This is a genomic window from Methylosinus sp. R-45379, from assembly GCF_001644125.1.
Classification (GTDB): Bacteria; Pseudomonadota; Alphaproteobacteria; order Rhizobiales; family Beijerinckiaceae; genus Methylosinus.
In genome coordinates this window covers 1-17,881 of sequence record NZ_LUUM01000297.1, presented here as the reverse complement: position 1 = coordinate 17,881, position 17,881 = coordinate 1, and the positions used below count along the sequence as shown (strand labels likewise).

Below are 17,881 nucleotides of genomic sequence, written 5' to 3'. Positions count from 1 at the left end.
GGCAGCGCCGCCGTCGATGGGTGCGTTATAGAGTAATCCCCCCTCGGACTGTCAACCGTTTCTTTCAAAAATTTTCACGAATCTGCCATCGATCCCAAAAAAGCGCTTATTTACCTAGGCTTACGTAGTGGATAACATGGATCCCCACAGAGAAGTGACCGGCAGCCCGCATGTGGCGCGCACGGCATATGAGCCTCGGTCCGATTGATCGCCTGCTGATCCTCGAGCGCTTTCTGCGTGACCGCTCGCACATTGACCGGCGTGTCGGTCTCGGCGCCGATCGACACGACCGGCGTGACCTAGGAGTTCGGCCCGCGCGCCGCTCGGATTGCCGGCATGCTTCATCGATCTCGACGAAGCCGAACGCCGCAGTCGCGAAGGTGGGTGGCGGGCGAAAAGCCTCTGTAGAGAATTCGTTGCTTCGATCTTCTCCGCGACAAATGTCGGCTTACTCTCGATTTCAGAAGAAGTTTTCTTCGCGCGAAGGCCGCCGTCATCGCCTGGATTTCTCTCGGCTGGCTCGGCGCAAGGTCTCGACGGCGCGAAAGCGTAGCATCTGGAAATTCGGTAGGGAATGCATGTCGCCTTCTGGCCGAAGCGCTCGCGCCGCATTTCGGTCGCAGGTCTCTCGGCGTAGGGGCTGGCTATCGAAGGCGAGCTCGCCCGAAGCCGGCGGGGCCATTCGGCGGAATGGCCGCGTTCCACTGTCAAAAGCCTGCAATAGGAATGACGCAAAGCGAAGCTAAGCTATTCCCGCTTTTCATGCGGGGTCGGCTGATGTCTATGGCGGAATCATTTCAAAATCGCGGGCGGCGCATGTTCCTTCGGCTGCTTCGGCCGCAAGCTCCCGCCAGCAGAAAATCGCAGCTGGAGAGCACGACGGCTCTCGTTCCCCCGCCGTCGAGCCGGCGGGCGAAAATCGTCTTCGACACGCTCGAGCCGCGCGTTCTGTTGAACGCCGACGTCCTCGCCGTGAATCTGGCGGCGGCGGCCCCGCAACAGCAGGCCCATGACGTCGTCGTGCAGCTCGTCGATCCCGCCGGGACCGCGCAGACCGGCGCGGCGACGCAAGCCCCATCGGCGGCCGGGTCCGCAGCGGGTCCCAAGGTCGAAATCGTCGACCGCAGCAATTCGACAATTCTCGCGAGCGCCGATCTCGCCGGCCTCGAGCAGATTTCCATCGTCGGCGGCGCGGGCGCGGACAAGCTCACCATAGACGCGGCGTCATTCGCCGGCCGCCAATTGCCGAATTTCGCCTTCGCCGGCGGCGACGGCGCCGATACGCTGATCTGGGGCTCCAGCGACGCAGCGACCTGGACGCTTCACGAGGACGGCTCGGGCGCGATCAGCGGCCCCGCCAATGTGAGCTTCGCGGATGTCCAAAATCTCGTCGGCGGCGGCGCGGACACGCTGATCGGCGCCGTGACGGACACCGACTGGCGCGTCGAGGGCGCGGGCGCGGGCTCCGTCGGCGCTTTCGTCTTCAGCGGCTTCGCCAATCTCACCGGCGCCGCCGACAATAACGACACTTTCTCCTTCTCGACGAGCGGCCGTCTCGCCGGCGTGGTGGACGGCGGAGCCGGCGGCTTCGACACTCTGGTCCTCGACGTCGGCGTCGCGCAGAGCCTCGTGTCGACGGCGACCGGCCCGGACAGCGGCGCCATCGCCTATGACGGCGGACTCGTGACCTATCACGGCCTCGAGCCGGTCACGATCAATGGCGTGGTGGCCGATGTCTCCTTCGATCTCGGAACGCTCTCGGGCAATTCGAGCGGCGTGCAGGCGCGGCTGACGGATGCGGGAACCGCGACCGACGGCGTCATGACGCTCGAAAGCCTCAACGGCAAATTCGAGAGCCAGACTTTCAGCGCGCCGACGCATTCGCTCACCGTGACCGGCGGCTCTGGATCGGACAGCGTCGACATCGCCTCGCTCGACAGCACATTCCATGCGGCGCTGTCGGTGAGCACGCTGCTTTCCGGTTACGATCCTTTCGACGAGGGCGGCCTGCTGCCCGGCGATAATCATCTGACGCATAAGAGCGTCATCAGCGTCTCTGGCGATATTGCGCTCCATGGCGGCGCGCTCACTCTCGAGGCCGACTCGATCTATGTCGGCACGGTCGCCGAGCAGACCGGCTCCAGCGGCTCCTGGACCGCCGGCGAAACCTATACCCATGTGGCCGCGACCGGCGGCGCCGGAACGGGCGCCGAGGCCACCATCGTCGTCGATGCGGATGGCGTCGCGACCGCGCGGCTCAGCTCTGCGGGAACGGGATACAGCGTCGGCGACGCGCTGACCTTCGCGCCGAGCGGCGGCGGCTCGGTGACGATGACGCTGCGCAATGTCGCCAGCTCGGCGATCGTCTCGACGGAGCTCGCGGGCGGCAACGCCGGCGAAATCCTGCTCGGCCATCAGAAGACCAACTCCGACGGCACGACGAGTCTCGCGGGCGGCGCGCGCATCGCGCTCGGACCCAACGCGCAATTGCTCGCGGCGGCCGATACGGCCAACGGCCACAAGGCCGGCAAGATCTCGCTCGCGACCTCCGATGTCGCCACGCGCCTCGTCAGCTGGCCGGGCGATTTCACGGCCAAGGACGCCGCGATCGACATTCAGGGCGCGGTCCTGCGCGGCGGCTCGATCAAGGTGAACGCCACCGCCAAGGACATCAACCTCAACAGCGACGCGCCGGCCGCCGCCGCTGGCTTCACCGGCACGCTGACGAGCCTGCTGGGGCAGATACCGGGCGTGCTGCTCAGCGCCGCGACGGGCATCGATCTCTCGGTGATCCTGCGTGGCGCCGACGCCAAGATCAATGTCGACGATGCGACGATCGAGGCCGAGGGAACGGTCGATATCAAGGCGGAAACCAAGGTCGACACGCAGGTGTTCGCGATCGCCTCGGCGCTCGGCAGCGGCGGCCTCGCAAAATATACGGGTCTCGAATTCGCGGGCGGCTATGGCCTCGCGCAGAGCGACGTCGAGGCGAATGTCGGCGGCTCGACCGTCATCGACGCCAGCGGCAGCGTCACCATCTCGGCGAAGGGCTCGACCTCCACCAAGACGGTCGCCCGCGCCTCGTCCAATCTAGACAGCACGGTCAATCCCACCGCCTCGTCCATCGCCATCGCGATCGCGCATACGGATCTCACCGCTCTCGCGACGGTCGGCCTCGATGCGTCGATCACCTCGCGCGGCGGGAATGTCAATGTCATCGCCAATGGCGCGACCAAGACGACGCCAGACGCCAGCACGATCAGCCCGATCGACGGCCGCGCCGGCGTCGGCGTGGCGCTCGCCTTCGAATTCGGCACGGTGAAGGCGTCGCTCGACGGAACGATCAAGGCCGCGGGCACGGTCGCCAGCGACAGCGCGGACACCAAGGCATTCGATCCGATCGGCGGCGTCGATCCCACCACCGACATCATTACCCTGCCAAGTCACGGCTTCGCCAACGGCCAGGCCGTCGTCTACACGCCTTATCTCGTCAACACATCCGTCGCCGGCTCCACCGTGCTCGCTGTGCAGGGCGAGCAGAGCGACTCGGTCGGCGGGCTCGACAAGGGCAAGAGCTATTACGTCATCGTCCTCGATCAGGATCATATTCAGCTCGCCAAGGAGCCGTCGATCGATCTCGATCCTTCGGGCGTCGATCCGACCGCGACGCAGACGCTGAACGTCGTCAAATCCAAATTGTTCGACATAGACGCGATCGATGCGAGCGCGGACACGATCCATATCGCCGCCCATGGATTCGAGACCGGCGATCTGGTCGCTTATGACGCCGCCGGCAATGCGACGATAACGGGCCTCGCCGACAAGGCCGTCTATACGGTCGACAGAATCGACGACGCGACCTTCCGCCTGAAGGACGCCTCCGGCGCTGTCATTCAGATCGCGCAGGGCTCGGCGCTCGGAACGCAGAGCTTCACGCGCGCGTCAGACAATAAGAAGGCCGAGGTCGATCTCGCCAGCGTGGACGCCAATGGCCGCATTCACGTCAAAGATCACGGCTTCGCGATCGGAACGCCGATCGATGTGACCTATGATTCGCTTTCCGAGGACGATGTGACGCTCGGCGGCGTGCAGGCGGCGCATCCGTATAAATTGGTCGCCACCGACGCCGACACATTCGAGCTGCGCGACGCGCAGACCGATGCGCGCATCACGCTGACCGATCCCGGCTCGGCGGCTACACATGCGCTCGCCTATATCGGTTCCGTCGCGAGCTTCGATCCCGCCACGGCGGTCGACGGCGCGCTCGACACGATCACGATCGCCAATCATGGTTTCAAGAGCGGCGACGCCGTCATCTATGCCGTCGATCCGACCAAATCGACGACGCTGTCGCGCGCCTTCGAGCTCGATGCGATCGACGCGACGGCGAAGACGATTCACGTCACGGGACACGGCTTTTCGACCGGCGATCAGGTCACTTATGACGCCGCCGGAAACACGCCGATCGCGAATCTCACGAGCGGCGCCGTCTATACGGTGCAGAAGATCAGCGACGATCTGTTCCAGCTCAAAGACTCGAACAACGTGGTCGTCTCGGTGGCGCAGGGAAGCGCGCTCGGGACGCACAGCTTCTCCAACGCCGCGACGCAGACGACGGCGAGCGTGACGCTGGCGCGCATCGACACGGCGACCAATCGCATCTACCTGCAGAACCATGGATTCACCGCGACCGCGGCCAATCCGCTGCTCGTCGATTACGCCTCGCTCGAGGCGCTCGGCGCTTCCGCCATCGGCGGATTGCAGAGCGATCATCAGTATAAGCTCGTCGCCATCGACGCCAATTCCTTCGAGCTGCGCGACGCCACGACCGGGGCGCTCGTCACGCTGACCGATCCCGGCGCGGCCTCCGTGCATGTCATCGCCGAGGACCGCGTCTATCAGGCCTCGCGCGGCAATGTGCATGATCTCACCGCCGGCGACCGCGAAATCCGCGGCCTCACTGCAGGCGAGCAATATTATGTCGTCAAGGTCGACGACAATCACATTCGTCTGGTCGAGGATGCGAGCGAGGTCTCTGCGGTCAAGGCGATCAATCTCACCAGCGACGGCAAGGGCGCCAATCACACGTTCGCTGCGAGCACGAATACGGATGGCATAGGCGTTCAGGCGATCCTCGATTCGCAGACGCGCAGCAAGGCCAAGCCGGAAGTCGGCAGCAAATTCAATCCGACGAAATATAAAGACATTTTCACAAAGCCCGACATTGCGCTCGCGACCATATTCGGCCAGGCGTCGGCGACCAGCGGCAAGCAGACTGTCACCGATCCGACCACCGGAAAGGACGTCACCAAGGACATCACCAATGACGGGCTGAGCGCCGGCGGCGCCATCGCCGTCAATGTGGTGATCAATGATGTCGAGGCGACGATCGGCAAGAATGCGACCGCCGCCAAGCCGACGACGCTGCAGACCGATCACAATGTCGACGTGCTGGCGACCAGCACGCAGCGCACGCAGCTCATCTCGCAGTCCGACGTCTCGAAGTCGAAGACGAAGTCGACGACCGCTACAGCGGTCGATCTCTCCTTTGCGGTCGGCGTCTATCTCAACGACGCCAATGCGACGATCGCCGGAAACACCATCGTCGACGCCGGCGAGACGGTGAAGGTCGCATCCTCGCTCTCCTATCCCTTCCTCATCAATCCGCTCGATCTCGTTCTCGGCATTCCGCAAGACATCGTCACGCGCGGCGTCAGCGGATTGACCGATCTTCTGGACGGCACTTTCGGCGTCAGCTCGAAATTCATGAACACTTGGGTGATGGCGCGCGCCAAGGCCCAGGACACGCAGGCGACCTCCGTCTCCGGCTCCATCGCCGTCAACGCCTATATCGATCACAGCACGGCGGTCATTCAGTCGGGCGCCCGCATCGATCAGGCGCCGCCTTCCGCGACATTCAATCCATCCGCGACGCAATCGGTCACTGTCACGGCCGATGTGATGATGCAATTCGCCGAAATGGCGGGCATCGGCAAATGGTCGCTGAGCGAGAGTCCGTTCGGCAAGGCGAAATATGAGAAAAAGAAAGCCGGCGAGCTGCTGCGCGGCGGCGATGTGGTCGATGTCTTCGGCCGCTCCGGCTCCAAGGCGATCGGCGGCTCCATCCTCGTCGACGACATAGAGAACACCGTCTATGCGCGCATCGAAGGCGACGCCAAGGTCGGCATTGGCGCGAGCGGCGCGCTGACCATTCATGCGACCGAGGATATTTTCCGCCTCGCCATCGCGCAATCGGGCGGCAAGACCGATGACGGCGGCCAATTCGCTTTCGCCGGCAGCGGGCTCGCCTTGCGCCAGCGCAGCGACGTCGAGGCCGGGCTCGTCGCCACGGCGAGCTTCGGGCCGACAGTCACGGGCGGCGGCGCTGTCGACATCTCGGCGACGACCGGCGGAACCGAGGTGGAGATCGCCGGCACGATCATCGTCGCCGGCAAGGGCTCGAACGGGCTCGGCATGTCGGCGCTCGTCAATGATGTCGAGCGCAAAGTCTATAGTTTCATCGGCGCCGATCCGAGCAATGGCGGCGATCCGAATGCGACGCCGGCCGGCGCCGTGTCGATGAATGTCGGCGACACGTCTCTGTCGGCCACGACGACCGGCGTCGTCGTCGGCGTCGTGGGCACGGCGACGGTGCTGACCGGTCCGCAGGGCGCGCCGCAGAACCTCGGCTCCTCGGCGAATGATCCGCTCGACGGCATTTCGCTTCCCGCGCTGTTCGAGGAAGCGCCCAAGCCCAAGAGCGGCTATGGCGTCGCCGGCAGCGCCGGAATCAATTTCATTCGCGACACCGATCTCGCCTACATCAATGCGCACGGCGCCATGTCGGTCGGAACTTTGTCGCTCACTGCCGATAATACACAGACGATCGTCGCCATCGTCGGCGGCGTCGCGGTTTCGGTCAACGCCGGCACGGGGCTCGGCGGCGGAACGACGATCGGCGGCGCCTTCGCGCTCAATCAGCTCACGGCGGATACGGAAGCCTTCATCGCCGATCGGCTCGCCGTCTCCGGCTCGCCGGACGCCAATGGGCTCATCATCGCGAGCCATGCGGCGGCGCTCTCGACGCGTGATGAAATCTCGCTGAAGGCGACGCGCGGCGGCACGCTGGCCAGCTTCTCGGCGGCGGTCTCGGCCAATACCAATGAGCAGGGCGACGCTTTCGCCGGCTCGGTCTCGGTCAATCGCATCGTCGACACCACAAAGGCGACGATCGACGGCGCAAAGCTCAGCGCCAATGGCGATGCGGCGCTCACCGCGCGCGATGAGGCGCAGCTCGTCGCCATCGGCGGCGGCGCCAGCTATACGGCGGGCGCAAAGGGCGTCGGCGCTTCGCTCGGCTTCAATCAGCTCAGCGCCAGCACTGTCGCCGGCCTGCTCGGCGAAAAGCGTCGCAGCTCGATGACCCTCGGCGATAATCTTTCGATTCTCGCTGTCGACGATCAGAAATTATGGGCTTTCGCGGTGTCGCTCGGCATTGCAACCGGCGGCGGCGTCGACAGCAAGGCCGTGGCTTTCACGCTCGGCATAAATGTCATCTCGACCGATCAGAAAATCTTCACCCGCGACAATTCCTCGCAGATTCTCGCGACGATCCAGAACGCCGATGTGATCGCCTCGGGCGTCTCTCTCGAAGCCAAGGACAATTCGGTCATTTACGCGGTCGCCGGCGCGCTCGGCGTCGGATTGCAGGGCCAGGCCTATGGCGTCGGCCTCGGCTGGAATCAGATCGCATTGCAAGTGCGCGCCACGGTCGATGATTCCTCCATCACCGCGGGAGCGGGCGGGATCGGCCTGACCGCGCATTCGACGCAGGACGGGCCGATCTCCGTCGCCGGCAAGATCGCCGCCGTCGCCGTGGGCGGCTCCAAAGGCAATGGCGCAACGGTCGGCGCGAGCCTTTCGGTCAATGGCGTTTATAATACGATCGAGGCGATCGTCTCCAACGGCTCGACGCTGCGCACGACGACGGGCTCAGGCGGCTCGGTGAATCTGCGCGCGAGCGACGAATCGACGATCAACGCTCTGACCGGCGGCGTCGCCATTTCCAGCTCGGGAAGCGCCGTCGGCGCGGCGATCGGCGCCAATTACATCGCCAATCAGGTGACGGCTAAGGTGGACGGCTCCACTATCGACTCGAATGGCGACGCCATCATCGATGCCGAAGAGACGGCGGCCATCCATTCGCTCACCCTCGGCGGCGCCGGCGGCGACAATGTCTCCTTCGCCGGCTCGCTGTCGATCAATGTCATCGACGACACCGTCACAGCGGCCGTCATTGGCGCGACGTCCAATCTTTCGGCGCGCAATAATCTGCGCGTGACCGCCGATGACACGACCAATATCGTCGCCATCGCCGGCGGGCTCGCCGTTGGCGGCGACGCGGGCGTCGGCCTCGCGGCGACCAATGTCACCATTCTCGACACGACCAAGGCCTATGTCGACGGCGCCGCGACGTTGCAGGCCGGCGGCGTGGGAACAGCCTTCACGGATAAGCTCGGCCAGTCGCGACACGGCCTCTCGATAGAAGCGACCGCCGGAGAATCCGTCGTCATCATCGGCGTCGGCGGCGCCTTCGCCGGAGACGGCGCCGGCGCGGGAGCGCTCACCCTCACCTATATCGATGTGAGCGCGCTCGCCTATGAGGATGCGCCGAGCGTGACGCCGGCGGCGGGCGCGGGGCTGCATTCGGATCACGATGTCGACATCGTCTCGCACGGACATTTGTCGCTGGTCGGTGTCGCCGGCGCCATCGCCGGCAGCGAGGTCGGCATCGGCGCGGGCGCGGACGCCGACTATGTGAAGCGGCGCCTCGAGGCCTATGTCGGCGCCGGCGCAAACGCCAAGGGCGGCGACAATGTGATCGTCGATGCGCAAGGCGATGTGACGATCACCTCGGTTTCGGCGGCTGTCGTGGGCGCCAGCGAGGGAGCGGGCGGCCTGACCATCGGCGTCTCCGTGCTCGATCTCACCGCCAAGGCCCATATTGACGCCGGCGCCGTCGTGCGCTCCGACGGCAATGTTCTGGTTTCGGCCGAGGACGACACCACGCTCGATCAAGTCTCCGGCAATGTCGCCGCCGCGGGGACGGGCGCCGGCGGCATCGCCGCGGGCGTCGGCTATGTGAAGAAGACGACCGAGGCCTATATCGCCGCGGGCGCCTCGGTGACGGCGCTGGCCAAATCCGGCAAGAGCGGCATAGTCGCCAATACCGGCGAATTCGGCGCGCCGCCCGCGACGGCCAATGCGCAGCAGCAGGGCGTCTCCAAGGATTTCGCCACTTCGGACGTCGATTACGCCGCGGATACGATGAATGTCGCGGGGCACGGCTTCAGCACCGGCCAGGAGGTGATCTACACCGGCCAGTCGCTGCCGCTCGGCGGGTTGCAGACCGGCGGGCATTATTTCGTCATTCGCATCGACGACAATCATTTTGCGCTGGCGGCCGATAAGAGCGCCGCGCTGAGCGGCCAGAAGATCGATCTGCTCGACACGGGCGTCTCCTCGACCGCCCGCCATGTGGCGCAGACGCTGAACAGCACTGGCGTCCCGTCGATCAGCAATAAGGATTTCAACGATCCCACGCTCGCGAATAATCGCGATCGCAAGCCGCTCGTCGCGACGCAATCTGGCGTGATCATCGTCGCGGTCAGCGTCAATGATCTGACCAGCGCCGGCGTCGGCGTCGCCATCGCCGGCGAGGGATCTGGCGCGCTCGCCGGCTCGGTGACCGTGCATCAGATCGACACGCTCGCCCATATCGACCAGGGCGCGCGCATCAATGCGGATGAGGATACGGGCGCGGGCGCCGGGCAGAATGTGCTCGTCGCCGCGGGCCGCACCTATAATGGTCTCGCGATCGGCGGCGGCCTCGCCGGCTCGGGCAGCTTCTCGGTGACGCCGGCCTTCGCGGCGCCGGTGCTGAAAGGCGCGACGGAAGCCTTCATCCAGGGCGCGACGAGCGGCAATAGTTACGACACGATCGTCAACGCCGCGGGCGATGTCGCCGTCGTCTCACATGCAGTGACCGACGTTCTCAGCATCGCCGCGGGCATTGCCGCTTCGGGAGAAGTCGGCCTCGCCGGCTCAGCGGCGGTGATCGTCATCGACACATCGACGATCGCCTCCATCTCCGGCCGTGTGCGCGTGTCGGCGACGGGCGATGTCCTGGTCTCCGCCAAGGATGACACGACGACTTATGCGATCGGCGGCGCCGTCGGCGTCGGCATAGGCTCAGGCGGCGGCGCCGGCGCCGTCGATGTCACCTCGATCAAGAAGACGACGCTGGCGACCATCGGCGATTATGCGATCGTCGACGCCTACGCCAATAGCGCCGCATTCATCTCCGATGCGCCGGACGGGACCTATTCGAACAATGGCGGCTTCGCGCAAAAGACCGCGCGCGGCGTCGCTGTCCTCGCGGCGACGTCCGAAAAAATCGTTTCGGTCGGCGCGAGCCTCGGCGCCGGCGCCTATGCCGGCATAGCGGGCGCGGTGACGGTCGAGCTCGTCGACTCCGACACTCTGGCGACGATCGGCGACGGCGCGCAGATCTATCAGAACACGGCGGCTACGGCCGCTAATTCGCAGAGCGTCATCGTCGCCGCGACAAACAAGCTCGATCTGCTCACTTTCGCCGGCGGCCTCGGCGCCAGCCTCGGCGCCGGCGTCGGCGCCTCTGTGGATGTCGGCGTGCTGCGCAATGACACGCAAGCGCTGATCGGCGCGGCGAGCGTGCGCGCAAAGGGCGACACGGATGTGTTCGCGCTCTCGCGCTGGACCGTGAACGCCAACGCCATCAGCGCCGGCGCCGGCCTCGTCGGCCTCGGCGGCGGCATCATTGTCTATTCGATCGGCGGCAATTTCACCGACAGCTATTCGACCTCGGATGGCTCCTCCTCGGCCCTCAGCAGCGACAAATCCACCGTGCTCACTTTCGTCGAGAGCACGGTCGGCACATTGTCCGGCCAGATGCAGACGAGCGACGCCTCGTCGCCCGCCTTCGATCCGGCGCAGAAGGTGAACGGCGCCGCCGAGACGATCGATCTTACCGCCGATCGCGGGCTGAAGACCGGCGACGCCGTCGTCTATGACGCGGGCGGCGGCAATGCGATCAAAGGGCTGAAGGACGGCGAGGTCTATTTCGTCATCGTCGACAGCGCGCATCCGCAGCTGGTGAAGCTCGCCGCCTCTTATGAGGACGCGCAGGCGGGCCATGCGATCGACATAGACGCGGCCGGCGCCACGGGCTCGCAGCATCGTCTCGCCGCCGGCAATGCGCAGATCGCCAATATGGCGCGGAGCGCTTCGTCGGCGAACACGCCGGCGGGCAGGGTGAATTCGGCGACCAAGGCGACGAGCGGCGTCACCAGCGGCACGACCGCCGGCATACTGCAAAATGCGAACATCACCACCGGCAATCTCGATGTGATCTCGCGTGAGGCGCTCGATCTCACGGCGCGCGCCGGCGGCGTGGCGGGCGGCGCGGCGGCGCTCGGCGTCGGTCTCGCCATTGTGAGCATAGATGCGGATTCGACGGCCTTCGTCGCGCCGCAGACGACGATCACAGGGCTGAACCCCAGCGCCGGCGTGCTCACCGTCTCCGCCAATCTCGACTCCAACGCGCATGTGCTCGGCTTCGCCGGCGCGGTCAGCGGCTTCGTGTCGCTCGGCGGCGCAGTGTCGCTCATCGACGACACGAGCTCCGCGCGCGCCATGCTCGGCGCGACGCCCGGCGCCTCGCATGACGATTCCTCGACCATCGAGGCCTCCGCGCTCGCGGATGCGACGATCGTCACGGGCTTCCACGACGTCAGCGTCAAATCCGTCGCCAATGTGAATCATTTTCTCGCCGACGGCGCCTGGTCGGTGTCCGGCGTCGCCGGACTCGGCGCGGCGGTGAGCAAGCTCACCATCGCGGGAACATCGCAGGCGATCGTCGGCAAGTTCACGCAGATCGGCTCCACTGCGGCGCAGGTCGCCGGCGATGTGAAGATCGACGCGCAGCGCACGGTCACGGTCAATCCCTTCGACGCCAATCAGCCCATGGGCATCGCCATAGGCGGCGGCGCCATTGTCGGCGCGGCCGCGGGCGTGACGCTCATCACCGTCAATGGCGCGGTCGCCGCGCGCATCGGCGATGATGCGGCCGTCTACGCCGGCGGCGAGGTGGATGTTCACGGAACCAGCACGACGACCGCGAACAGTCTCGAGATCGACGGCGGCGCCATAGGCGGCATTGCGGTCGGCGCGGTGATCGCGCATGCGAAATTCGCGCCCGTCATGGCGGTCGGCGTCGGCAAGCGCGCCGTCATCCGCAGCCGCACGACGGATGTCAAAGCAACGCAGACGACTTCCGTCAAGCTGCTCGGCTTTGCCGCCGGCGGCGGACTGGCGAGCGGACAGGGGCTCGACATAGAGCTCGAGATCGATCCGACGACGACCACGACCATCGACGACGGCGCCGATATCGCCGCCACGCAATCGGCCTCGGTGCAGTCGGTGACGACGACGACCTCCTTCGCGACCGGCGACGCCGGCAATTATGGCGGCGTCACCGTCATCGAGGGCGGAAGCACGAGCACGCTGAAGAACGCCAACAGCCTGAGCGTCGGAACCGGCGCGCATATAGCGGCGGGAACGGGCCTTACAGTGCTCGCCGACACCACCAATAATGCGAAGGCCGATGGCGACGGCGGCGCGGGCGCGGTGGTCTCCATCATCGGCGCGACCTCGACGGTGAACGCTTCCGATGCGACGACGACGACGATCGGCGGCGGCGCGCAGCTCTCCGCGGGCGGCGATCTCTCGGTCGAGTCGCGCACGTCCAGCACGGCCAAATCCGCGCCGCATGCGTCCGCCGGCGGTCTCGGCGCCGATACGCGCGTCACTGGAAATCTCACCTATGGCGGCGCGACCAAGACAGATGTCGGCGCCTCGACGCTGACGGCGGGCGGAAAGCTCGACGTTCTCGCGCGCGTCACGACGCTCGATCTGAAGATCGACGCCGTCGCCGAATCGAGCGCGCTCGGCGCCAATTCCGAAGCGCATGCGACATTGAGCCGTCCGGAGTCCGCTCCGGGCTCCTCCAGCCCCACATCCGATGCGCTGGTCGATCTGCATAACGGCGCCACGCTGAATGGCGGCGGCTCCGTCAATGTGAAGGCGCGCCAGGAATCCGTCACCAGCCTCGCGAGCGCCGACGCCACGACCAATGGTCTCGGCGCCTCGACCAACAGCTATGCGAAGAATGATTTCGATGTGACGACGCGCGTCGTGGCCGAGAGCGGCAGCGCCGTCCATACGCGCGCGCTGACGGTCGAAGCCTATGGCTCGCCCAATGTGTCCGGCTTCGTCGACGCGAGCTCGCATGGCGCGGCCATCGACACCGGCGCCGAGCATCCGTCGCAGACAATCGCCTATCAGCGGACCATCGATTTCAACGCCGATGTGTTCTTGTCCGGGCCGCCGGCGCCCGAGCTCGTCATCGACGCCGCCGGAAATATCGTCAAGCAGCAGGGCATAGGAACGGTCACATTCCAGAACGGCGTCTTCATCGTGCCGGATATCGTCAACACTTCGACCGCCGCCGGCACGGCGACCTTCTCCATTCCGAGCTGGGGGCAAGATCCGACGCCTGCGGGCTATGGCACGACGCCCGGCGAGGATTCGATCAAGGGCTCGCCCAAGATCACCTTCCTCACCGCCTTCGATCATGTCCTCATTCAGAATGCGTCGAATTTCGACGTGCAGGTCGGGCTCATCAATCCGCTGGCGGCGACGCCCAATTTTGCGCAGAACGTCGTCGTCGACGTGACCTATAAGAAGGACTTCCTGCCGGTCACGAGCGCCGATCCGGGCCATACCGCCGTCACCATCGCCAACACTTCGACCGCCGCGCGCACCAAGGTGACGCTGAACGACGCCATTCTCGACGCGCTCGGTCCGGTGTCGATCACGACCGCGAATGGCGATATCGTCGCGAATGCGAATGGCCGCATAGAGGCGACCACTCTGTCGCTCTCGGCGCCGAAGGGCGCGGTCGGCGCTTCGGCTTCGCCGATCCGCACCGTTTCGACACGCCTCGACGCGCTGGCGCGCGATGGAATCTTCATCAGCGAGACGGGCGATCTCGAGGTCGGCTCGGCGAGCTCGACGGGCGGGACCGTGAGCCTTTCGGCGACCGGCTCCATTCTCGACGCCGACGCCAGTGTCGCGGTCAATGTGAGCGCGCCCAATCTCATCCTCAACGCCGGCGGCGGATCGATCGGCGCGAAGGCGGATGCTTTGCGCATCGACGCGGCGCGCGCGGCCGGCTCCTTCATCGCCTCGGCCAAGGGCGATGTGGTCGCGACGGATGTCGCGGGCGGCCTCGGAATCGGGACCGTCGCCTCGACGACGGGCGATATCATCCTCTCGACGCGCGACAGCAATGCGGTCGGCGAGGACATCATCTTCGGCGCGACCTCCTTCATGAGCGCGACCTTGGGCGCCGCGTCGCTCGCCGCCGGCGACAATATCGTCATGGCCGTCGGCGCGACGCTGAACGCCGCCAAGACCGCGACATTGACCGGCGACCTCGGCGACGCCGATTCCGGCGTCGGCGCGCTGATCGATCTAGAGGGCGCGATCACGGCCGCGGCCGTGTCGGTCGTCGGCGGCGCGGATCGCGACACCATCGTCATCCGTGGCGTGTCGGCCAATGCGCCCACGACGGTGACGACCGGCGGCGCGGAGGATGTCATCCTCATCGGCAGCCGCGCGAGCGCAACGACCAATGCGAGCGGCGAGCTGATTGCAACGAGCAATACCGGCGGCAATCTCACGACGATCGTCGGAACGCTGACCGTGACGGGCGCGAATGACAAGCTGGCGTCGCTGGATCTCGACAATTCCGGTTTCGCGCAGGGCGTGACCGGAACCGTCTCCGACAGCGAGGTCGCCGGCTTCGGAATGACCGGCAAGGTCGTCTATAGCGATCTTCGCTCGCTCGCGCTGCATCTCGGCGCGGGCGCCGACACGGCGACGGTGCGCTCCACGGCGGCGGCGACCATCACCTCGCTGTTCCTCGGCGATGGCGCCGATTCCGTCATCGTGTCGGGCGCCGACGCGACGGTGAACAAACTCGCGGGAACGCTCATTCTCGACGGCGGCGCCGGCGCCGACACGCTGCTCGTCGATGATAGCGGCGATACGGGGGCCAACGCGGGCGTCATCGGCGGCGCCAATGGCAATCAGATTTTCGGCTTCGGCGTGGGCGGAACCGATCAGTCGGTGGTCGATCCGAACATTGGCGTCACCTATGGCGATTTCGCCACTGTGACGGTGAAGGCCGGCTCCGGCGCCGACGCCATCTCGATCGCGGCCAGCTCGACGGATACGATCCTCGATGCGGGCGCCGGCGCCGACGCCATCACGCTGGGGCCGAACCTCGCCAATATTCGCGGCCATGTGCTCGTGCGCGGCGGCGGCGATGCGGGCGACGCTTTCTCGGTGAGCCCGACGGTCGACTCCAATCTGACGCTCGACGCCGCCTCGGCCACGCGCAGCCGCATCACCGCGGTCGGAATGGCGCAATCGGTCGAATTCGAAGGCGTCGCGGCGACCACGATCGCGCTCAGCGGCGCGACGACGAACAATGTCACGATCAATGGTTCGGCGACGCCGATCATCGTCGACTCCAATGGCGCGGTGGATCGAATTTTCATTCACGGCGCGGGCAAGGCGACGACGATCAATCTCGGCGCGGGCGACGATGAGGCGATCGTCTATGGAACGAGCGCGCCGCTGCTGGTCACGGGCGCCGGCGCCGCCGACAAGCTCACTGTCGATCTCTCCGGCACGCCGGCCGCCACGACGACAGGCGTGATCCATGACGGCGCCTCCGTCGGCGAGGGAATTGTCTCCGGCCTCACCGCCGGCGATGTCACCTTCCGCTCTCTGGCCGAGGTCGATGTGAAGCTCGGCGACGGCAATGACACATTCACGCTCAATGTCCATGCGGCGACTCTTCCGGCGACCATCGTCGGCGTGTTCGGCGGCGGCGGCGATGATCTGATCGAGGCGCGCAGCGTCAGCACGGCGCGCACCATCGTCGATGGCCAGTCGGGCAAGGATACGTTGCAGGTCGAGATTCCGACGCAGCCGATCGCCAATCAATTCACCTCCATCGACAAGACGGTGGAGCAGCTCATCGTCGATAATTCGGCCAATTCGACAGTCGCGATCGCCTGGACTCTGCTCGACACCGACCTTCAGGCCATGGCGCTTCCTTCCGGGTCGCCGGTCTCGGTGATCTCGACGGCCGGCGCGGATCTGACGCGCATTCTCGGCGGCAAGATGGGAACGGACACGCTCGATGTCGTGTCCACCAGCACGGCCAATGTGAATGTGACGATCGACAATAATCGCATCACGCTGCAATCGGGCCTCGTCGTCGTGACCCAGCCCGATCCCGCCAATGATTTCGACACTTATCGTAATTACGACAAGGCGCTGAATTTCGACGGGCTGAAACAGGGCGACATCGTCTATGCGTCGAACGGCTTCCGACTGTCGACCTCCAACGCGCTCGGCTTCATTCGGTCGGACGCCATCAGCCCGGCGGCGCAGGCGCGCGCAAATAGCGATGTGCTGACGCTGCAGGCGGCGCGCGCCGATGGAACGCCGAATGGCGACGGCTTCACGCTCTATTCGCTGGAGCTCGCCAATACGGCGGCGAGCGGAACGGCGATCGTCGTCCTGACGGGCCATACGCTCGGCGGACAGTCGGTGAGCGTCGAGCTCAGCCTCGTCGCCGGCGCCGGCTTCCAGCGCTTCGACACTTCGCTCGCGAGCTTCTATGGGCTCGACAGAGTGACGCTGACCGCGAAGGATGGGTCGACGCCATTCGGCTCGATCCTCGTCGACAATATCGTCGCGGTGGACGATCTGCCCAATGCGGCCGCGACCGTCGCGCCGGCGACCGTGCCGACCTATACGATCTCGAATGATTTCTCGATCGACACGACGGTTTATTACGGGGGCCAGTGGGTCTGGATCAACTCGGGTAAGATTCAGGTCAATTACAATAATGGCGGAGCGGCGGTCGACGACACGCTCGATTTCACCAATGGCGGCTGGTGGTATCTGGGCTATAGCCAGTCCGGCTTCTCGATCACCGCCGATGCGAGCGCCACGGGCGCGAACAATGGCATGGTCTCGGTGAATTTCGCCGGCGATCTCAACCTGCCCGCCGGACTAAAAGTATCGGCGGCGGGCGCCAATGCTCTGTCGTTCGATGTCGCGAACAATGTGCAGCTCGCCGACAATGTGACCTTCGATCTCTCGGCGCATAATCAGACCGCGGGCGCCGGCGGCGGCGCGGCGGGCGGCGCGGGCTCTGCGGGAGCGCGCGCGGTCGGCGGCTATGGCGGCGGCGGCGGCTCCAACGGCAGCCTTCCGTCCGATTTCACCTTCCAGGGAACGAATTCCGCGGGACAGGGCGTCGGCGGTCCCTATGGCACGGGGGACAACCATGGCGGCAGCGGCGGCTATGGCTCTCCGAGCTATTACGGCGGCGGCGGTGGTGGTGGCGGCGGCGGCGGCGCCTATCAGGATTTCGGCCGCGGCGGTGGCATAGGCGGCGACGGCGGCTGGGGCTATTACGGCAGTTGGGGCGGCTCCGGCGACGCGGGCGGGCTCGGCGTCGGCAACCAATATAATGGTTCGGCCGGAGGTGGCGGCGCCCAGGGCTACGCCGGCTACGGCGGCTCGGGCGGCGGCGGCGCCTATGGCGCCTATGACATCGTCAACGGCCAGCGCCTGCGCGACGGCGACGGTTATAATGGCGATAATGGCGGAACCGGCGGAACCGGCGGAACCG

1 protein-coding gene is annotated in these 17,881 nt (G+C 65.9%); it reads left to right on the top strand.

Annotated elements, in window-relative coordinates:
- Positions 1-816: 816 nt before the first annotated feature.
- On the top strand, positions 817-17,881 hold a 17,065-nt coding region (locus A1351_RS21265; protein WP_083967445.1), incomplete at its 3' end, for an LEPR-XLL domain-containing protein.